17 protein-coding genes are annotated in these 18,264 nt (G+C 70.5%); 8 read left to right on the forward strand and 9 right to left on the reverse strand.

Translation table 11 applies throughout. The features are described 5' to 3' along the window. Window positions 1-59: 59 nt before the first annotated feature. From pgl to tkt, 5 genes are read right to left on the reverse strand one after another with little or no spacing between them, the layout of a single operon-like run. A complete protein-coding gene (gene pgl, locus IE267_RS06760) occupies window positions 60-842 on the reverse strand; it encodes a 6-phosphogluconolactonase (RefSeq protein ID WP_167154052.1) in 783 nt (260 codons plus the stop codon). Next, complete coding sequence (gene opcA, locus IE267_RS06765; RefSeq protein WP_161247472.1) at window positions 839-1,882, reverse strand: glucose-6-phosphate dehydrogenase assembly protein OpcA; 1,044 nt, start codon at window positions 1,880-1,882, stop codon at window positions 839-841. Before opcA ends, pgl begins: the two co-directional genes overlap by 4 nt. After that, window positions 1,879-3,402 carry a glucose-6-phosphate dehydrogenase gene (zwf, locus tag IE267_RS06770; RefSeq protein WP_161247474.1) on the reverse strand — a complete coding sequence of 508 codons (1,524 nt, stop codon included), beginning with the start codon at window positions 3,400-3,402 and terminating at the stop codon, window positions 1,879-1,881. Before zwf ends, opcA begins: the two co-directional genes overlap by 4 nt. A 3-nt stretch (window positions 3,403-3,405) precedes the next feature. Next, window positions 3,406-4,524, reverse strand: coding sequence for a transaldolase (tal, locus tag IE267_RS06775; protein WP_161247476.1), 1,119 nt, complete (start codon window positions 4,522-4,524; stop codon window positions 3,406-3,408). A gap of 35 nt (window positions 4,525-4,559) precedes the next feature. After that, complete coding sequence (gene tkt, locus IE267_RS06780) at window positions 4,560-6,662, reverse strand: transketolase (RefSeq protein WP_189762409.1); 2,103 nt, start codon at window positions 6,660-6,662, stop codon at window positions 4,560-4,562. A 310-nt stretch (window positions 6,663-6,972) separates the two neighbouring features. On the opposite strand from tkt, the gene IE267_RS06785 reads away from it, so the two are divergent. The 3 genes from IE267_RS06785 (at window position 6,973) to IE267_RS06795 (ending at window position 9,534) form a co-directional block, all read left to right on the forward strand. Continuing rightward, window positions 6,973-7,926: a heme o synthase gene (locus IE267_RS06785; protein ID WP_161247480.1), complete on the forward strand. Its 954-nt coding sequence runs from the start codon at window positions 6,973-6,975 to the stop codon at window positions 7,924-7,926. A gap of 89 nt (window positions 7,927-8,015) precedes the next feature. Further along, complete coding sequence (locus tag IE267_RS06790) at window positions 8,016-8,375, forward strand: hypothetical protein (RefSeq protein ID WP_189762411.1); 360 nt, start codon at window positions 8,016-8,018, stop codon at window positions 8,373-8,375. A gap of 76 nt (window positions 8,376-8,451) precedes the next feature. Then, a complete protein-coding gene (locus tag IE267_RS06795; RefSeq protein WP_189762412.1) occupies window positions 8,452-9,534 on the forward strand; it encodes an amidohydrolase family protein in 1,083 nt (360 codons plus the stop codon). Here the strand turns inward: IE267_RS06795 and IE267_RS06800 are convergent. The 3 genes from IE267_RS06800 to IE267_RS06810 all read right to left on the reverse strand — a co-directional run bounded on the left by IE267_RS06800 (window position 9,520) and on the right by IE267_RS06810 (window position 12,551). After that, on the reverse strand, window positions 9,520-10,515 hold the full coding sequence (locus tag IE267_RS06800; RefSeq protein WP_373304478.1) for a COX15/CtaA family protein: 996 nt from the start codon (window positions 10,513-10,515) through the stop codon (window positions 9,520-9,522). The two genes, IE267_RS06795 and IE267_RS06800, sit on opposite strands and share 15 nt — an antisense overlap. A 95-nt stretch (window positions 10,516-10,610) precedes the next feature. Further along, window positions 10,611-11,378, reverse strand: coding sequence for an ABC transporter permease (locus IE267_RS06805; protein WP_189762413.1), 768 nt, complete (start codon window positions 11,376-11,378; stop codon window positions 10,611-10,613). 192 nt (window positions 11,379-11,570) lie between these two features. Then, the gene (locus tag IE267_RS06810) at window positions 11,571-12,551 is read right to left on the reverse strand and encodes an ABC transporter ATP-binding protein (protein ID WP_189762414.1); all 981 of its coding nucleotides are present in this window, start codon (window positions 12,549-12,551) and stop codon (window positions 11,571-11,573) included. A gap of 111 nt (window positions 12,552-12,662) precedes the next feature. Between IE267_RS06810 and IE267_RS06815 the strand changes: the two genes are divergently transcribed. Then, window positions 12,663-13,433 carry a formate/nitrite transporter family protein gene (locus IE267_RS06815; protein WP_189762415.1) on the forward strand — a complete coding sequence of 257 codons (771 nt, stop codon included), beginning with the start codon at window positions 12,663-12,665 and terminating at the stop codon, window positions 13,431-13,433. Window positions 13,434-13,534: 101 nt separating this feature from the next. Here the strand turns inward: IE267_RS06815 and IE267_RS06820 are convergent, their stop codons facing one another. Continuing rightward, window positions 13,535-14,344, reverse strand: coding sequence for an AAC(3) family N-acetyltransferase (locus IE267_RS06820; protein WP_189762416.1), 810 nt, complete (start codon window positions 14,342-14,344; stop codon window positions 13,535-13,537). A 182-nt stretch (window positions 14,345-14,526) separates the two neighbouring features. Here IE267_RS06820 and IE267_RS06825 point away from each other — a divergent pair, with 182 nt between their 5' ends. From IE267_RS06825 to IE267_RS06840, 4 genes are all read left to right on the forward strand, one after another. Further along, window positions 14,527-15,279 (forward strand): helix-turn-helix transcriptional regulator, encoded by a 753-nt coding sequence (locus IE267_RS06825; protein WP_161247491.1) that lies wholly within the window; start codon window positions 14,527-14,529, stop codon window positions 15,277-15,279. Then, window positions 15,276-16,697, forward strand: a complete 1,422-nt coding sequence (sufB, locus tag IE267_RS06830; protein WP_161247493.1) for a Fe-S cluster assembly protein SufB — start codon at window positions 15,276-15,278, stop codon at window positions 16,695-16,697. The genes IE267_RS06825 and sufB overlap by 4 nt, the downstream gene beginning before the upstream one ends. 62 nt (window positions 16,698-16,759) lie before the next feature. Next, window positions 16,760-17,941, forward strand: a complete 1,182-nt coding sequence (gene sufD, locus IE267_RS06835; protein ID WP_189762417.1) for a Fe-S cluster assembly protein SufD — start codon at window positions 16,760-16,762, stop codon at window positions 17,939-17,941. Further along, complete coding sequence (locus IE267_RS06840; RefSeq protein WP_100574415.1) at window positions 17,941-18,258, forward strand: bifunctional 3-phenylpropionate/cinnamic acid dioxygenase ferredoxin subunit; 318 nt, start codon at window positions 17,941-17,943, stop codon at window positions 18,256-18,258. The genes sufD and IE267_RS06840 overlap by 1 nt, the downstream gene beginning before the upstream one ends. The last annotated feature ends 6 nt before the right edge of the window (window positions 18,259-18,264 follow it).

The raw sequence follows: 18,264 nt of genomic DNA on the forward strand, positions 1-18,264 counted from the left end.
CGAGAAGACCGGCCCGGTCCACCCCCGAAGGGGCGGACCGGGCCGGTCTTCTCGTGGCGTCAGGCGGACGCCGGGGGATACAGCGAGCGCGGCAGCTCGGCCGCGGCGGCCGCGTCCAGGAGCCACAGCGTCCGGGTCCGGCCGTAGGCGCCGGCCGCCGGGGCCTGCACCTCGCCCGCGCCCGACAGGGCTATCTTCGCCGCGTGCGCCTTGTCCTCGCCGGCCGCGAGCAGCCACACCTCGCGGGCCGCCCGGATCGCCGGGAGGGTGAGCGAGACACGGGTGGGCGGCGGCTTCGGAGCGCCGTGCACCCCGACGACCGTCCGCTCGGTCTCCCGCACCGCGGGCAGCTCCGGGAACAGGGACGCCACATGGGTGTCCGGACCGACGCCCAGCATCAGCACGTCGAACGTCGGCACCGGCCCGTGGTCCTCGGGACCGGCCGCCTCCGCCAGCTCCGCCGCGTAGGCGGCGGCCGCCGCGTCCGCGTCGTTGCCGTAGGATCCGCCCGACGCGGGCATCGCGTGCACCCGCTTCGGATCGAGCGGCACCGCGTCGAGCAGCGCCTCGCGGGCCTGGGTGTAGTTCCGCTCGGGGTCGCCCTCGGGCACGAAACGCTCGTCGCCCCACCACAGGTCCAGGCGCGACCAGTCGATCGCGTCCCGGGCCGGCGAGGACGCCAGCGCCGCGAGCAGCCCGTTGCCGTTGCGGCCGCCGGTGAGGACCACCGACGCCACCCCGCGGGCGGACTGGGCGTCGACGACCTTCGTGATCAGCCGCGCCGCCGCGGCCTGGGCCATCAGCTCCTTGTCGCGGTGGACCACGAGCTGCGGCGTGCTCACTTGGCCGCTGCCTTCTTGGCCGGGGCCGCCTTCTTCGCGGGGGCCGGCTTGGCCTCCGCGCCGTCGGTGTCCCCGGAGCCGTCCTTGGCGTTCGGCGCGGTCTTCTCCTCGACGCCCTCACCGAGCTTGTCGACGCCGTACTTCAGCGCGGACGCGTAGGTGTCGTCCGGGTCGAGGCGGCGCAGCTCCTCCGCGATGAGCTCGGAGGTCTCGCGGCGCTTCAGGGCCACCGCGCGGTCCGGCTGGCCCCGCATGGACAGCGTGGCGAGCGAGCCGTCGGCGCGGTCCAGGACGATGGGGCCGCCGTCCGTCTCCAGGCGTACGGCCGTCAGACCCGGGCCCGACGAGAGGGAGCGCTTGACCGGCACGTCGAGCCGGTCGGCGAGCCACATCCCGAGCAGTTCGCAGCTCGGGTTGAACTCCTCGCCCTCCACCTCGACGCCGGTCACCTTGCAGGCGACCTGGTCGAGGGCCGCGGCCAGCATCGAGCGCCACGGCGTGATGCGGGTCCACGACAGGTCGGTGTCGCCGGGGGTGTAGGCCTCGGCGCGGGCGGTCAGCTCCTGGATGGGCTGCTCGGCCGCGTAGGTGTCGGTCACCCGGCGCTGGGCCAGCGAGCCCAGGGGGTCCTTCGCCGGGTCGGTCGGCGCGTTCACCGGCCACCAGGCGACGACCGGGGCGTCCGGCAGGAGCAGCGGCAGGACCACCGACTGGGCGTGGTTGAGCACCTCGCCGTACAGCCGGAGGATCACCGTCTCGCCGGTGCCCGCGTCCGCGCCGACCCGTACCTCGGCGTCGAGGCGCGAGCTCGTGCGGTCGCGGGGCGAGCGCGAGACGCGCTTGATGACGACGAGCGTGCGCGAGGGGTGCTCGCGCGAGGCGTCGCCGGCGGCGCGCAGGGCGTCGTAGGCGTTCTCCTCGTCGGTGACGATGACGAGGGTGAGCACCATGCCGACGGCCGGCGTGCCGACCGCGCGGCGGCCCTGCACGAGCGCCTTGTTGATCTTGCTGGCAGTGGTGTCCGTAAGGTCGATCTTCATGGCCGACGCCAGCTCCGTCCGTCTCGTGCGAGCATTTCGTCCGCCTCGGCAGGTCCCCAGGTCCCCGAGGGGTACTGGGCGGGCTTGCCGTGCTTGTCCCAGTACTGCTCGATCGGGTCGAGGATCTTCCAGGACAGCTCGACCTCCTCCACGCGCGGGAAGAGGTTGGAGTCGCCGAGCAGGACGTCCAGGATGAGGCGCTCATAGGCCTCGGGGCTCGACTCCGTGAACGACTCGCCATAGGCGAAGTCCATGGAGACGTCCCGGACCTCCATCGAGGTGCCCGGCACCTTGGAGCCGAAGCGCACGGTCACGCCCTCGTCCGGCTGCACCCGGATGACCAGGGCGTTCTGGCCCAGCTCCTCCGTCGCGGTGTGGTCGAAGGGGGAGTGCGGGGCGCGCTGGAAGACGACCGCGATCTCCGTGACACGCCGGCCGAGCCGCTTTCCGGTGCGCAGGTAGAACGGGACGCCCGCCCAGCGGCGGTTGTCGATCCCCAGCTTGATCGCGGCGTAGGTGTCGGTCTTCGACTTGGGGTCGATGCCGTCTTCCTGGAGGTAGCCGACGGCCTTCTCGCCGCCCTGCCACCCGGCCGCGTACTGGGCGCGGACCGTGTCCTTGCCGAGGTCCTTGGGCAGCCGCACGGCGCCCAGCACCTTGGTCTTCTCGGCCGCGAGCGCGTCCGCGTCGAAGGAGGCGGGCTCCTCCATCGCGGTCAGCGCGAGCAGCTGGAGCAGGTGGTTCTGGATGACGTCACGGGCCGCGCCGATGCCGTCGTAGTAGCCGGCCCGGCCGCCGATGCCGATGTCCTCGGCCATCGTGATCTGGACGTGGTCGACGTAGGAGCGGTTCCACAGCGGCTCGAACATGGTGTTCGCGAACCGCAGGGCCAGGATGTTCTGAACGGTCTCCTTGCCCAGGTAGTGGTCGATCCGGAAGACCTCGTTGGGCGGGAACACCTCGTGCACGACCTGGTTGAGCTCCTCCGCGGAGACCAGGTCGTGGCCGAAGGGCTTCTCGATGACCGCGCGGCGCCAGGAGCCCTCCTTCTGGTCGGCGAGCCCGTGCTTCTTGAGCTGCTGGACGACCTTGGGGAAGAACTTCGGCGGCACCGACAGGTAGAAGGCGAAGTTGCCCCCCGTGCCCTGTGCCTTGTCGAGCTCCTCGATCGTCGACTTCAGCGTCTCGAACGCGTCGTCGTCGTCGAAGTCGCCCTGGACGAAGCGCATCCCCTGGATGAGCTGCTGCCAGACCTCTTCGCGGAACGGCGTACGGGCGTGCGCCTTGACCGCGTCGTGGACCTCCTGGGCGAAGTCCTCGTCCTGCCACTCGCGGCGGGCGAAGCCGATCAGGGAGAAGCCCGGCGGCAGCAGACCACGGTTGGCGAGGTCATAGACGGCGGGCATCAACTTTTTACGGGACAAATCGCCCGTGACGCCAAAGATCACCAGGCCCGACGGCCCCGCGATGCGCGGGAGCCGTCGGTCTGCGGCGTCACGCAGCGGATTGCTGCTTGACAAGGTTTACGCCTCCGAGGGTGCGAGGCGCTTGAGCTCCGCCTCGGTGGACTTGAGCAGGTCGTTCCAGGCGCCTTCGAACTTCTCGACGCCCTCGTCCTCGAGCAGCTGTACGACCTCGTCGTAGGAGATCCCGAGCTTCTCGACGGCGTCGAGGTCGGCGCGGGCCTGCTCGTAGGTGCCGGTCACCGTGTCACCGGTGATCTGTCCGTGGTCGGCGGTGGCCTCCAGGGTGGCCTCCGGCATGGTGTTCACCGTGTTGGGCGCGACCAGGTCGTCCACGTACAGGGTGTCCTTGTACGCCTTGTCCTTGACGCCGGTCGAGGCCCACAGCGGGCGCTGCTTGTTGGCGTGCGCCTTGTCCAGGGCGTTCCAGCGGTCGGAGGAGAAGACCTCCTCGTACGCCTCGTAGGCGAGCCGCGCGTTGGCCAGACCGGCCTTGCCGCGGGCGGCCTTGGCCTCGTCGGTGCCGAGCGCGTCGATGCGCTTGTCGATCTCGGTGTCCACGCGGGACACGAAGAAGGACGCCACGGAGTGGATCTTCGAGAGGTCCAGGCCGCGCTCCTTGGCCTTCTCCAGGCCGGAGAGGTAGGCGTCCATGACCTCGCGGTAGCGCTCCAGCGAGAAGATCAGCGTGACGTTGACGCTGATGCCGAGGCCGATGGTCTCGGTGATCGCCGGCAGACCCGCCTTGGTGGCCGGGATCTTGATGAGCGTGTTGGGGCGGTCCACCAGCCAGGCCAGCTGCTTGGCCTCGGCGACGGTCGCCCGGGTGTTGTGCGCCAGGCGCGGGTCGACCTCGATGGAGACCCGGCCGTCCTGGCCGTCGGTGGCGTCGAAGACCGGGCGCAGGATGTCGGCGGCGTCCCTCACGTCGGCCGTCGTGATCATGCGGATGGCCTCTTCGACGGTCACCTTGCGGGCCGCGAGGTCGGTGAGCTGGGTGTCGTAGCCGTCACCCTGGCTGATCGCCTTCTGGAAGATCGACGGGTTGGTGGTGACACCGACCACGTGCGACTGGTCGATCAGCTCGGCCAGGTTGCCGGACGTGATCCGCTTGCGCGACAGGTCGTCGAGCCAGATCGCGACGCCTTCGTCGGAGAGGCGCTTGAGTGCGTCTGTCATGAGAAATGCATCTCCTACTAGTTCGTATACCGGCGTCAGCGTGCTGCGGCCGCGATCGATTCCCGGGCGGCGGCGGCGACGTGCTCGGCGGTGAAGCCGAACTCCTTGAAGAGGACCTTGCCGTCCGCCGAAGCGCCGAAGTGCTCGAGCGAGACGATGCGGCCCGCATCCCCCACGAAGCGGTGCCAGGTCAGACCGATGCCGGCCTCGACCGCGACCCGCGCCTTGACGGACGGCGGAAGGACGCTGTCCTTGTACGCCTGGTCCTGCTCCTCGAACCACTCCACGCACGGCATCGAGACCACGCGGGTCGGGATGCCGGCGGCCTGGAGCTCCTCGCGCGCGCCGACGGCGAGCTGGACCTCGGAGCCGGTGCCGATGAGCACGACCTGCGGGTCCGTGGTCTGCCCGGAGGGCCCCTCGGCGTCGAGGAGGACGTAACCGCCCTTGGCGGCGTCCTCGTTGATGTCGTAGGTCGGCACGCCCTGGCGGGTCAGCACGAGGCCGTGCGGGGCCCCCTTGCCGAACACCTTGGTGTAGCGCTTGAGGACCTCGCGCCAGGCGATGGCGGTCTCGTTGGCGTCCGCGGGGCGGACCACGTTGAGGCCGGGGATCGCGCGCAGCGAGGCCAGGTGCTCGACCGGCTGGTGGGTCGGGCCGTCCTCGCCGAGACCGACCGAGTCGTGCGTCCACACGTACGTGACCGGCAGGTGCATCAGGGCGGACAGGCGCACGGCGTTGCGCATGTAGTCGGAGAACACCAGGAAGGTGCCGCCGTAGATGCGGGTGTGGCCGTGCAGCGCGATGCCGTTCATCTCCGCGGCCATGGAGTGCTCGCGGATGCCGTAGTGCACGGTGCGGCCGTACGGGTCGGCCTCGGGCAGCGGGTTGCCCGCCGGCAGGAACGACGACGTCTTGTCGATGGTCGTGTTGTTCGAGCCGGCGAGGTCGGCGGAGCCGCCCCACAGCTCGGGCATGACCGCGCCGAGCGACTGCAGGACCTTGCCGGACGCGGCACGGGTGGCGACCGCCTTGCCCGTCTCGAAGACCGGGAGGTGCGACTCCCAGCCCTCGGGCAGCTCGCCCGCGCTGATGCGGTCGAAGTCGGCGGCGCGCTCCGGGTTGGCGGTGCGCCAGGCGGCGAAGGACTTCTCCCACTCGCCCTTGGCCTCACGGCCGCGGTCGAGGGCCTCGCGGGTGTGCGCGAGCACCTCGTCGGCGACCTCGAAGGACTTCTCCGGGTCGAAGCCGAGGACGCGCTTGGTGGCGGCCACCTCGTCGTCGCCGAGGGCCGAGCCGTGCGCGGCCTCGGTGTTCTGGGCGTTCGGCGCGGGCCACGCGATGATCGAGCGCATCGCGATGAACGACGGCTTGTCGGTCACCGCCTTCGCGGCCTCGATCGCGTCGTACAGGCCCGCCGGGTCCAGGTCGCCGTCCGGCTTCGGGGCCACGCGCTGGACGTGCCAGCCGTACGCCTCGTAGCGCTTGAGGGTGTCCTCGGAGACCGCGGTCTCGGTGTCGCCCTCGATCGAGATGTGGTTGTCGTCCCACAAAAGGACCAGGTTGCCGAGCTTCTGGTGGCCGGCGAGGGAGGACGCCTCGGAGGAGATGCCCTCCTGGAGGCAGCCGTCACCGGCGATGGCGAACACGAAGTGGTCGAACGGGGAGGTGCCGGGGGCCGCCTCCGGGTCGAAGAGGCCGCGCTCGTAGCGGGCGGCCATCGCCATGCCCACCGCGTTGGCGACACCCTGGCCCAGCGGGCCGGTCGTCGTCTCCACGCCGGTGGTGTGGCCGTACTCCGGGTGGCCGGGGGTCTTGGAGCCCCAGGTGCGGAAGGCCTTGAGGTCATCCAGCTCCAGGCCGAAACCGGCCAGGTACAGCTGGATGTAGAGGGTCAGTGACGAGTGGCCCGCGGAAAGGACGAAACGGTCGCGTCCGACCCAGTCGGCGTCCGCCGGGTCGTGCCGCATCACCTTCTGGAAGAGGGTGTACGCGGCCGGGGACAGGCTCATCGCCGTACCGGGATGGCCGTTGCCGACCTTCTGCACGGCATCCGCGGCCAATACACGGCCGGTGTCAACGGCCCGCTGGTCCAGCTCGGTCCACTCGAGGTCTGTGGTGGTCGGCTTGGTGCTCACCCTGAGTCAGGGCTCCTCTCCACATGTCGAATCCCGGTGACTGAGGGCGCACCGGGCGCTGTCGAGCCTACCCCTGACGGAACGCTCATTTTTTCGACTGACTGCACGTTGAGACGGACACCTCCAGGGTGCCGGGGACCGGCGAAATCCGCCTCCCGGCGAACCACCCCCAACACGACCCCACCCCCGGGGATGGCGGCGTATGGGCAACGTCTACAGTGGCGTGGTACGCGCAAGTCTTTACCGGGCCTTCACGTCCGGGAACGGCCCGGATCACCGGGGACTTGCTGGGAAATTTTCTCTGTCAGGGGTGTGCGTGACGGCCGTCGAGTCCCGACCCGCAGGGGTCGTCTTGACTCCCAGCCCGGGGGGCCATCGGCCATTCGGGGCCCGCGTCAAGGCCTTTGTGGCGCTGACCAAGCCACGAATCATCGAACTGCTTCTCATCACCACCATTCCGGTGATGTTCCTGGCCGAGCAGGGCGTTCCTCCGCTGTGGCTGGTCTTCGCGACCACACTGGGCGGATACCTCTCGGCGGGCGGCGCAAACGCCCTGAACATGTTCATCGACCGGGACATCGACGCGCTGATGGACCGCACGTCGCAGCGCCCGCTGGTGACCGGCATGGTGTCGCCGCGCGAGTGCCTGGTGTTCGGCATCTCGCTGGCCGTGATCTCGACGCTGTGGTTCGGCCTCCTGGTCAACTGGCTGTCGGCGGCCCTCTCGCTCGGTGCGCTGCTCTTCTACGTCGTCGTGTACACGATGATCCTCAAGCGCCGGACCTCGCAGAACATCGTCTGGGGCGGCATCGCGGGCTGTCTGCCGGTGCTCATCGGCTGGTCCTCGGTGACCGACTCGATGTCCTGGGCGCCGATCATCCTGTTCCTCGTCATGTTCTTCTGGACGCCGCCGCACTACTGGCCGCTGTCCATGAAGGTCAAGGAGGACTACGCCCGGGTCGGGGTGCCGATGCTGCCGGTGGTCGCCTCCAACAAGGTCGTGGCCCGTCAGATCGTCCTCTACAGCTGGGTGATGGTCGCGGTCTCGCTGCTGCTCACCCCGCTCGGCTATACCGGCTGGTTCTACACCGCGGTGGCCCTGGTCTCCGGCGGCTGGTGGCTGTGGGAGGCGCATGCGCTGCAGAACCGCGCCAAGCACGAGGCGACCGGCACCAAGCTGAAGGAGATGCGGCTGTTCCACTGGTCGATCACCTATGTGTCGCTGCTCTTCGTCGCCGTCGCGGTGGACCCGTTCCTGCGCTGACCGCAGCCGATCGCACCCCTGAGGGGCCGTGGCGCAAGCCACTGGCCCCTCTTGTCGCTCCCGGGGCTACCCGCTAGTAGCATCGCGGCATGGCAGACACCCAGGTTGACGCAGACACCCAGGCCGACGAGAAGCAGGCCGCCCGGGACGGGAAGCGCGCGGACCGGCTGGCCCGGCAGATCGGCTCCTTCGCCAAGGAGCACGGCGGCGCGGAGGCCCAGATCGCGTACATCGGCGAGAAGGGCGCACGGATCGTCCTGGTCGGCGAGGACGGCGGCTGGGGCGACCTGGTGGCCCCGAGCCACGCCGTGGCCACGAGCGCCGTCGAGAAGTCCGGGGTCACCGTCCACGAGGAGTTCGACGGGGAGTTCGCGGCCAAGGTGAAGACCGGCCCGTACGAGTGGAGCCGCATGGCCGGCATCCAGCTCGGCGGTCCGAAGAACAGCTGAGCGGCCGGCGAGCAACACCGATCCGGGGCTCACCCGTTAGGAGGGGTACCAGCACCTCCACCGCAGGGAGCCCCGGATGATCGACACCCCGATGCTGGTGGACCAGTACTGCCACGGCGTGCTGCGCACCGAGCTCGGACTCGGCACCTTCGAGACGGCGCTCGGCCGCACCGGAACCCTGCCCGCGCCCGGCACCACGTTCTTCGACACCCAGACCGGCTTCGCGGTACGCCGCTGGTGCCCCCCGCTGCTCGGCCTGGAGCCGCACTGCCCGCCGGCCCGCTATCTGGCCCGCCGTCGTGAACTCGGCGTACTGGAGTCGGGCAGGCGCCTGTTGAGGGGTTCCGGGATCTCCACCTATCTGGTGGACACCGGACTGCCCGGTGACCTCACCGCCCCGCACGAGATCGCCGCGGCCGGCGCCGCCGACGCCCACGAGATCGTCCGCCTCGAACTCCTCGCCGAGCAGGTCGCCGACACCTCGGGGACCGTCGAGTCCTTTCTCGCCAACCTCGCCGAGGCCGTGCACACCGCGGCCCACTCCGCCGTCGCCTTCGCCTCGGTGGCGGGCGTGCGCGAGGGGCTCGACCCGGAGCCGCCGGGGCCGGGGGAGGTGCGCGGGGCGGCCGGGCGGTGGCTGGCGGGCCGGCGCAAGCACGGCCGCATCGAGGACCCGGTACTCCTGCGCCATCTGCTGTGGAGCGCGGTCGCGGCCGGGCGGCCGCTCCAGCTCCAGGTGGGGATGGCCGACCCGATGCTGCTCGCCGGATTCGCGACCGCGACGGCCGGGCTCGGCACCGATCTGGTCCTGCTGCACGGCTATCCGTACCACCGCCAGACCGCCCATCTGGCCAGCGTCCACCCGCATGTGTACGCGGACGTGGGGCCAGCCCTGGTGCGGACGGGGGCGCGGGCCGCGGCCGTGCTCGCCGAAATCCTGGAGCTGGCCCCGTTCGGGAAGCTGCTCTACTCCAGCGGGGCGCGCGGGCTGCCCGAGCTGCACGTGGTGGGCGCGCGGCTCTTCTCGCAGGCGCTCGCCCGGGTGCTCGGCGGCTGGGTGGGGGACGGCGCCTGGTCGCGCGCGGACGCGCAGCGGGTCGCCGGGATGATCGCGGCGGGCAACGCCCGCCGCGTCTACGGCCTGTCAGGCGCTCGCTAGGGCGGAGTCCGCCGGGGCCGGGAGCTCGGCGGTGGCGTCGGGGCGCTCGCGCAGCGCGAGCAGGACGCGCAGCACGGCGATCCACACCAGGCACGAGCCGAACATGTGCAGGCCGACCAGGACCTCGGGCGTCTTGGTGAAGTACTGGACGTAGCCGATCACGCCCTGGCCCATCAGGACCAGGAACAGGTCACGGGCGCGGGCGCGCGGCCCGGCCGGGGCGTCGACGGCCTTCAGGACGAACCACAGCGCGACGGCGAGGGCCACCACGACCCAGGCGAGGTCCGCGTGCAGCTGCGTGATCATCGTCCAGTCGAGCGGAATGCGGTAGACCTCGCTGGTGTCGCCCGCGTGCCGGCCGGCGCCGGTGACGACGGTGCCGACCGCGATCAGCGTGCCCGCGGCGGCCACCAGGAGCCAGGTCAGCTGCACAACTGCCTTGCCCACCAAGGGCCTTGGGGCGCCGTCGCCCTCACGGGCGCGCTGCCAGGTCAGCACCGCGACCGCGAGCAGCGCGGTGGAGAGCAGGAAGTGCGCGGCCACCGTGTACGGGTTGAGGCCGACCAGGACGACGATGCCGCCGAGCACCGCGTTGCCCATGACGATCCAGAACTGGGCCCAGCCGAGCCGGGTCACCGAGCGCCGCATGGGCTTGGCGGCGCGGGCCGCGATGATCGCCCAGCCGACCGCCGCGCACAGCACGTACGTCAGCATGCGGTTGCCGAATTCGATGACGCCGTGGAAGCCCATCGCGTCGGTCGGCGTCAGGCTCTGGTCGGTGCACCGGGGCCAGGTCGGGCAGCCGAGCCCGGAGCCGGTGAGCCGGACGGCGCCGCCGGTCACCACGATGACGACGGCCATGACGACGGCGATGAGCGCGGCGCGTTCCACGGTCCGCTGCGTGGGCGTCCAGCGCTCGGCGATGTAGGCGAGCGGATTGCGCGCCGCCTCGGCCAGATCGGCCCGGGTCCATTTCGGCATGGGCCCTATCGTAGGCGCCTGTTTGTGCATGTTTTCACGAGGGGGGCCTACCCGGCCGGACCGGGACGAAGGTCACTCCCGGGCCGGCTCGCTGCTCACTCCCAGCGGAAGAACTTCGCCGCGCTGCCGAGGCCGAGCACCGCCCACACCGCGAGGATCGCGAGGTTGCCCCACGGCATCGAAGCGCCGTCCTGGAGCACGTCGCGCAGCCCCGCGGAGAGGGCCGAGATGGGCAGCAGGTCCAGTACGGACCGGACGCCGCCGGGGAACTTGTCCATCGGCACGATGACCCCGCCGGCCACGAGCAGCAGCAGGAACACCAGGTTCGCCGCGGCCAGCGTCGCCTCTGCCTTCAGGGTGCCGGCCATGAGCAGCCCGAGCCCCGAGAACGCGGCGGTGCCCAGCACGAGCAGGAGCAGCACCGCGAACGGGTTGCCGTGCGGGGACCAGCCGAGCGCGAAGGCGATCACGGTGAGCAGGACGACCTGGAGCACCTCGGTGACGAGCACGGCCAGCGTCTTGGACGTCATCAGCGCCCAGCGCGGCAGCGGCGAGGCCCCGAGCCGCTTGAGCACCCCGTACCGCCGCTCGAAGCCGGTCGCGATGGCCTGGCCGGTGAACGCGGTCGACATCACGGCGAGCGCCAGGATGCCCGGCGCCAGGAAGTCGACGGACTTCCCCCGGCCGGTGTCGATGATGTCGACGGTGGAGAACAGCACGAGCAGCAGGCTCGGGATGATCACGGTGAGCAGCAGCTGCTCCCCGTTGCGCAGCAGCATCCGCGTCTCCAGGGCGGTCTGCGCCCCGATCATCCGCCCGAGCGGGGCCGCCCCCGGCTTCGGTGCGTACGTACCAGCGCTCATGCGCGCAGCTCCTTGCCCGTGAGTTCCAGGCTGTGTTCTCCCGGGGGACAACCCCCGGACCCCCGGCCGGTCGCGGTGTCGGTGTGGACCCGGATCATGCGCGCAACTCCCTGCCCGTGAGCTCCAGGCCGTGTTCTCCCGGGGGACAACCCCCGGACCCCCGGCCGGTCGCGGTGTCGGTGTGGACCCGGATCATGCGCGCAGCTCCTTGCCCGTGAGCTCCAGAAAGACGTCCTCAAGCGTGTGGCGTTCGACCGAGATGCCGTCCGGCATCACGCCGTGCTGGGCGCACCAGGTGGTGACCGTGGCGAGCAGCTGGGGGTCGATGGTGCCGGTGATGCGGTAGGCGCCCGGGGTCAGTTCGGCCGCCGCGGTGCCGTCCGGCAGGGCCTTGAGGAGCGAGCCGAGGTCGAGTCCCGGACGTCCGGTGAAGCGCAGGGTGTTCTCGGCGCCGCCCCTGCACAGCTGCTCGGGGGAGCCCTGGGCGACGACCTTGCCGGCGTCGACGATGGCCACGTCGTCCGCGAGGGCCTCGGCCTCGTCCATGAAGTGCGTGGTGAGGACCACCGAGACGCCGTCGGCGCGCAGTTCGCGCACCAGGTCCCAGGTGGCTCGGCGGGCCTGCGGGTCGAGGCCGGCGGTCGGCTCGTCCAGGAAGACCAGTTCGGGCCGGCCGACGACGGCCATCGCGAGCGCGAGGCGCTGCTGCTGGCCGCCGGAGAGCCTGCGGTAGGTCGTACGCCCGCAACTGCCGAGACCCAGGCGCTCGATGAGGGCGGGCACGTCCAGCGGGTGGGCGTGCAGCTTCGCCATGTGGCGCAGCATCTCGTCGGCGCGGGCGCCGGAGTAGACGCCGCCGGACTGCAGCATCACGCCGATGCGGGGCTTGAGCCGCGCGGCGTCGGCGACCGGGTCGAGGCCGAGGACGCGGACGGTGCCCGCGTCGGGCCGGCGGTAGCCCTCGCAGGTCTCGATGGTGGTGGTCTTGCCGGCGCCGTTGGGTCCGAGGACGGCCGTCACGGTGCCTGCGCCGACCGTGAGGTCGAGGCCGTCCACGGCGGTTTTGGGCCCGTACCGCTTGACCAGGCCGCTGACCTCGACGACGGGATGCGACCCGCTGGGTCTCCCTGAGGGGCGGTGGCCGGGAGACGGGAGGGCGGGCTCGCTCTTCATGACCGGCAAGTCTAGGCCGGGTCCAAGGTCCCTCCGGCGCGGGGGCCCGGGTCCTCGCGATGGTGACCTTTTCGGACGGTCGAGGCCGTTCGAGGACCGTAGCGTCGAAGGGTGATAACCCTCGCGGAGAACGTCGAACAGACCTCGGGTCAGGCCGCCCACAAGGCGCACGACCTGGGGAATCCGCCGCGCTACTTCGTCTCCGCGATGCTGGCCGGCGCCTATATCGGGGTCGGCGAGGTGTTGCTGCTCGTCGCGATCTCGCCGTTCGTCGCCGCGCACTCGGCGGCGACCAGGCTGCTCGAAGGGGCGGTCTTCCCGATCGCCCTGACGATCGTGATGTTCGCCGGGGCCCAGCTGTTCACGTCCAATGTGATGGTGATGCTGATGGGCACCCTCTCGGGGCGCACCGGGCCGCGCGACCTGGTGGCGAGCTGGGTCCTCTCCCTGGCCGGGAACCTGGCCGGCGCGCTGGCCTTCGGAGCGATGGTCCACGCCTCCGGGGTCACCTCGTCCGGCTCGGCCCGCGCGATGCTCACCGAGATGCTGGACGCGAAGAACGCCCTGGACGGCGGCCAGCTCTTCTGGCGGGCGGTGCTCTGCAACATGCTGGTCTGCCTCGGCATCTGGATGTTCTCGCGGGCCAGGGGCGACGGCGCCAAGGTCTTCGTGCTGTGGCTGCCGGTGCTGGTGTTCGTGGCGGTGGGCTTCGAGCACTGCGTGGCGAACATGGCCCTGTTCAGCCTCGGCGTCTTCGAGGGCAGCGCCTCCTTCGGGGAACTGCTGCGGAACCTGGCGTTCACCGTGCCGGGCAACATCGTCGGGGGCGGGGTGCTGGTGGCCGGGACGTACTGGTTCACCAGCGGGGCCCGCCGGGCCTGAGCCCGGCCGGCGCCACCGCGCGCAACGGGCCCGGCCGGCACCACTGCTCGTACGGACCGGGCCCGCTCACTCCTCGTACGGCTCGTACCGGCCCGGCCCGCTCACTCCTCGTACGGCCGGTGCACGGGCAGCCAGCGCTCGGCGTAGGCGACCGCGTCCGCCACCGGGAACAGGCGGCAGCGCGCCCCGCCGACCGTGCCGCGCACGACGACCTTGTCCCGGTCCCGCTCGAAGTCCGCGCCCAGCTCGTCGAAGCGGTCGCTGTCGACGTCGGTGTCCCGCACCGTGACCCACTGCCGGCCCCGCGGGGTGCTCATCGCGAACGACACGTCCGCCACCGGCCCCGGCACCCGGTACTCCGCGAGGTGGAAGGACGTACAGGAGTCGTAGCCCACGCCGAGGAGCAGCACGCGGGCCCCGCTCTCCTCCAAGCGGGCCAGGGGGCTGCGCTCGCCGAGCATGCAGTCGACGGCGTGGCCCTCGGCGATCCGCGACGCGCCCGGGCCGATCGCGGCGAAGGATGTCTGCGGATGGGCGCTGCGCAGGGCCCCCGGCCAAGTGCGCACGGTCTCGGGAATCACCCCGACGCCCCGGCTCGGCGTGATCCGCGGGTCGTACGCGGGGATCGTGGCCCGGATCGTCTCCCACCACTCCTCGGGCACCGGGGGCCGTCCCCAGCGCGCGGGGTCGGAATTGTCGCCGCAGTGCGCGGGGACCACGAGTGTGCCCGTTTCGCCCAATGTGTCGAGAAAAGCCTGGACGACCGTGACGGCCCCGCCGGGGACCCAGCCGAGCGACTTCAGTGAAGAGTGCACGAGGAGCGTCTCACCGGTCCGCACCCCCAGCGCGCGAAGATCGACGACGAGCGAGTCACGGGTGCACAAAGGGCCGGTCACAGGGGGTGTGGGCATAGCAGACGAGTGTGCCGGAGGCCCGTTCAGGGGGCCAGCGCATTACGGGAAGACGAGGGCGTTCTGATCGATCAAAGATCGTTTCCGCAGGTCAGCTTAGGTTTGCCTAAGTGATGCACCGCACCGGCCGTTGATCGCTACGTGGGTTGTCAGGCTCTGAGGAATTACGCAACAATGGCGTTGTGAAAAACATCGGCGAGGCTCCCCAGGAGGAACTCGCGACCGGTGAGCGGTCCACCCGCAACCGGGTCGCGCGGTCGATCCTGGACCACGGGCCCTCGACCGCGCTGGACCTGGCGAACCGCCTCGGCCTCACCCAGGCCGCCGTCCGCCGCCACCTCGACGCGCTGGTGGCCGACGAGGTCGTCGTGCCGCGTGAACAGCGCGTCTACGGGGCGCGCACCCGGGGCCGTCCGGCCAAGGTCTTCGCGCTCACCGACTGCGGCCGGGACGCCTTCGAGCAGTCCTACGACAAGCTCGCCGTCGACGCCCTGCACTGGATCGAGCAGTCCGCGGGCGGCGGCGCGGCCGGCGAAGAGGCCGTCGCCGCGTTCGCGCGGGCCCGCATCGAAGCTCAAGCCGGGACGTACCGGGACGCGATCGAGGCCGTACAGCCTGAAGAGCGGGCCCAAGCCCTGGCCAAGGCCCTGAGCGCCGACGGGTACGCTGCTACGGCGCGCAGCGCGCCCCAGCCGCAGCGGGGCGAGCAGCTGTGCCAGCACCACTGCCCGGTCGCCCACGCCGCCGAGCGGTACCCGCAGCTGTGCGAGGCGGAGACGGAGTTCTTCTCCCGCCTCCTGGGAACGCATGTGCAGCGCCTGGCGACGATCGCCCACGGCGACGGCGTCTGCACCACGTTCATCCCGCACGGCGCGCCACCACAGACCACACATCAGCAAGCATCTGCAAGCACAGCCGGGAGGAACCCCGCATGACGCTCCCCACGGAGACTGCCCACCCCGAACTTGAGGGCCTGGGTACGTACGAATTCGGCTGGGCCGACTCCGACGCGGCCGGCGCCGCTGCCAAGCGCGGTCTCTCCGAGGCTGTCGTTCGCGACATCTCGCAGAAGAAGTCCGAGCCGGAGTGGATGCTGAAGCTGCGCCTCAAGGGCCTGCGCCTGTTCGACAAGAAGCCCATGCCGAACTGGGGCTCGGACCTCTCGGGCATCGACTTCGACAACATCAAGTACTTCGTGCGCTCCACGGAGAAGCAGGCGGAGTCCTGGGAGGACCTGCCCGAGGACATCAAGAACACGTACGACAAGCTCGGCATCCCCGAAGCGGAGAAGCAGCGCCTGGTGGCCGGTGTCGCGGCCCAGTACGAGTCCGAGGTCGTCTACCACCAGATCCGTGAGGACCTGGAGGAGCAGGGCGTCATCTTCCTCGACACCGACACCGCCCTGAAGGAGCACCCCGAGCTCTTCCAGGAGTACTTCGGCACCGTCATCCCGGTCGGCGACAACAAGTTCGCTTCGCTCAACTCGGCCGTGTGGTCGGGCGGTTCGTTCATCTACGTACCCAAGGGCGTCCACGTCGACATCCCGCTCCAGGCCTACTTCCGCATCAACACGGAGAACATGGGCCAGTTCGAGCGGACGCTGATCATCGTCGACGAGGACGCGTACGTCCACTACGTCGAGGGCTGCACCGCCCCGATCTACTCCTCGGACTCGCTGCACAGCGCCGTGGTCGAGATCGTCGTCAAGAAGGGCGGCCGCTGCCGCTACACGACCATCCAGAACTGGTCGAACAACGTCTACAACCTGGTCACCAAGCGCGCCGTGGCGTACGAGGGCGCGACCATGGAGTGGGTCGACGGCAACATCGGCTCCAAGGTGACGATGAAGTACCCGGCCGTCTACCTGATGGGCGAGCACGCCAAGGGCGAGACACTCTCCATCGCCTTCGCGGGCGAGGGCCAGCACCAGGACGCCGGCTCCAAGATGGTCCACATGGCGCCGAACACCTCCTCCAACATCGTCTCCAAGTCGGTGGCGCGAGGCGGCGGCCGCACCTCCTACCGCGGTCTCGTCGAGATCGGCGAGGGCGCCCACGGCTCCAAGTCGAACGTGCTCTGCGACGCGCTGCTCGTCGACACGATCTCCCGCTCGGACACCTACCCCTACGTGGACGTCCGCGAGGACGACGTGTCCATGGGCCACGAGGCGACCGTCTCCAAGGTCTCCGAGGACCAGCTCTTCTACCTGATGAGCCGCGGTCTGACCGAGTTCGAGGCGATGGCGATGATCGTGCGCGGCTTCGTCGAGCCGATCGCCAAGGAGCTCCCGATGGAGTACGCCCTTGAGCTCAACCGGCTGATCGAGCTGCAGATGGAGGGCTCGGTCGGATAACGACCGTCCCCCGTCCGGCAGTTGAGCAGATTCTGATTCAGGAAGAGAGCACTACGACAGCCATGGCTGAGGCCCAGAACATCCCGGTCGGTTCGACCACGGCCGGATCCATCGCGGTGGCCGCCGAGTCGACCGTCGCCACCCGCATGAGCGCCCCCCCGTCCTTCGACGTCGGTGACTTCCCGGTCCCGCACGGTCGCGAGGAGGAGTGGCGGTTCACGCCGCTGGAGCGGCTGCGCGGGCTGCACGACGGCACCGCGGTCGCCACCGGTGACGGTGTGAAGGTCGTCGTCGAGGCGCCCGAGGGCGTCCTCGTCGAGACCGTCGGGCGCGACGACGCCCGGCTCGGCAGGGCCGGCACGCCGGCGGACCGCGTCGCGGCCCAGGCGTACTCGTCCTTCGACAAGGCCTCCGTCGTGACCGTCCCCAAGGACACCGTGCTCACCGAGCCGATCCGGATCGCCGTGCACGGCGAGGGCGGTGTGGCCTACGGCCACCAGGTCGTCGAGCTCGGCGCGTTCGCCGAGGCCGTCGTGGTCATCGACCACACCGGCGACGCGCTGCTCGCCGCCAACGTCGACTACCTCCTCGGTGACGGCGCCAAGCTGACCGTCGTCTCCGTCCAGGACTGGGACGACAAGGCCGTCCACGTCGCCCAGCACAACGCGCTGATCGGCCGCGACGCGACCTTCAAGTCCTTCGTGGTCACCTTCGGCGGCGACCTGGTGCGGCTGCACCCGCGGGTCGCCTACGCGGGCACCGGCGGCGAGGCCGAGCTCTTCGGCCTGTACTTCACCGACAAGGGCCAGCACCAGGAGCACCGCCTCCTGGTCGACCACAACACCCCGCACTGCAAGTCCAACGCCGTGTACAAGGGCGCCCTCCAGGGCGACGACGCGCACGCCGTGTGGATCGGTGACGTCCTCATCCAGGCCGCGGCCGAGGGCACGGACACCTACGAGATGAACCGCAACCTGGTTCTGACCGACGGCGCCCGGGTCGACTCGGTGCCGAACCTGGAGATCGAGACCGGCGAGATCGCCGGCGCCGGTCACGCGTCCGCCACCGGCCGCTTCGACGACGAGCAGCTCTTCTACCTGATGTCGCGCGGCATCCCGGCGTCCGAGGCCCGGCGCCTGGTCGTCCGGGGCTTCTTCGCGGAGCTCGTCCAGCAGATCGGTCTGCCGGACGTCGAGGAGCGGCTGCTCGCCAAGATCGAGACGGAGCTGGAGGCTTCCGTCTGATGGCCTTCGTCAAAGCCTGTGCGCTGAGCGAGCTGGAGAGCGACACCCCCAAGCGGGTGGAGATCGACGGCACGCCGGTGTCCCTCGTCAAGACCGAGGGCGAGGTGTTCGCGATCAACGACATCTGCTCGCACGCGAACGTGTCGCTCTCGGAGGGCGAGGTCGAGGACTGCGCCATCGAGTGCTGGCTGCACGGCTCCAGCTTCGACCTCCGCACCGGCAAGCCGTCCGGCCTCCCCGCGACGCGCCCCGTGCCCGTATACCCCGTACAGATCCAAGGGGACGATGTGCTCGTCTCCGTCACCCAGGAGTCCTGAGTTCCC

The organism is Streptomyces xanthochromogenes (assembly GCF_014650455.1).
Lineage (GTDB): Bacteria > Actinomycetota > Actinomycetes > Streptomycetales > Streptomycetaceae > Streptomyces > Streptomyces xanthochromogenes.

Excerpts from the sequence above, each read along its gene's own strand:
- opcA (WP_161247472.1), bottom strand. The coding sequence starts at position 1,882 with ATGAAGATCGACCTTACGGACACCACTGCCAGCAAGATCAACAAGGCG.
- tal (WP_161247476.1), bottom strand. The coding sequence starts at position 4,524 with ATGACAGACGCACTCAAGCGCCTCTCCGACGAAGGCGTCGCGATCTGG.
- IE267_RS06790 (WP_189762411.1), top strand. The coding sequence starts at position 8,016 with ATGGCAGACACCCAGGTTGACGCAGACACCCAGGCCGACGAGAAGCAG.
- IE267_RS06795 (WP_189762412.1), top strand. The coding sequence starts at position 8,452 with ATGATCGACACCCCGATGCTGGTGGACCAGTACTGCCACGGCGTGCTG.
- IE267_RS06800 (WP_373304478.1), bottom strand. The coding sequence starts at position 10,515 with ATGCCGAAATGGACCCGGGCCGATCTGGCCGAGGCGGCGCGCAATCCG.
- IE267_RS06805 (WP_189762413.1), bottom strand. The coding sequence starts at position 11,378 with ATGAGCGCTGGTACGTACGCACCGAAGCCGGGGGCGGCCCCGCTCGGG.
- IE267_RS06810 (WP_189762414.1), bottom strand. The coding sequence starts at position 12,551 with ATGAAGAGCGAGCCCGCCCTCCCGTCTCCCGGCCACCGCCCCTCAGGG.
- IE267_RS06820 (WP_189762416.1), bottom strand. The coding sequence starts at position 14,344 with ATGCCCACACCCCCTGTGACCGGCCCTTTGTGCACCCGTGACTCGCTC.
- sufB (WP_161247493.1), top strand. The coding sequence starts at position 15,276 with ATGACGCTCCCCACGGAGACTGCCCACCCCGAACTTGAGGGCCTGGGT.
- sufD (WP_189762417.1), top strand. The coding sequence starts at position 16,760 with ATGGCTGAGGCCCAGAACATCCCGGTCGGTTCGACCACGGCCGGATCC.
- IE267_RS06840 (WP_100574415.1), top strand. The coding sequence starts at position 17,941 with ATGGCCTTCGTCAAAGCCTGTGCGCTGAGCGAGCTGGAGAGCGACACC.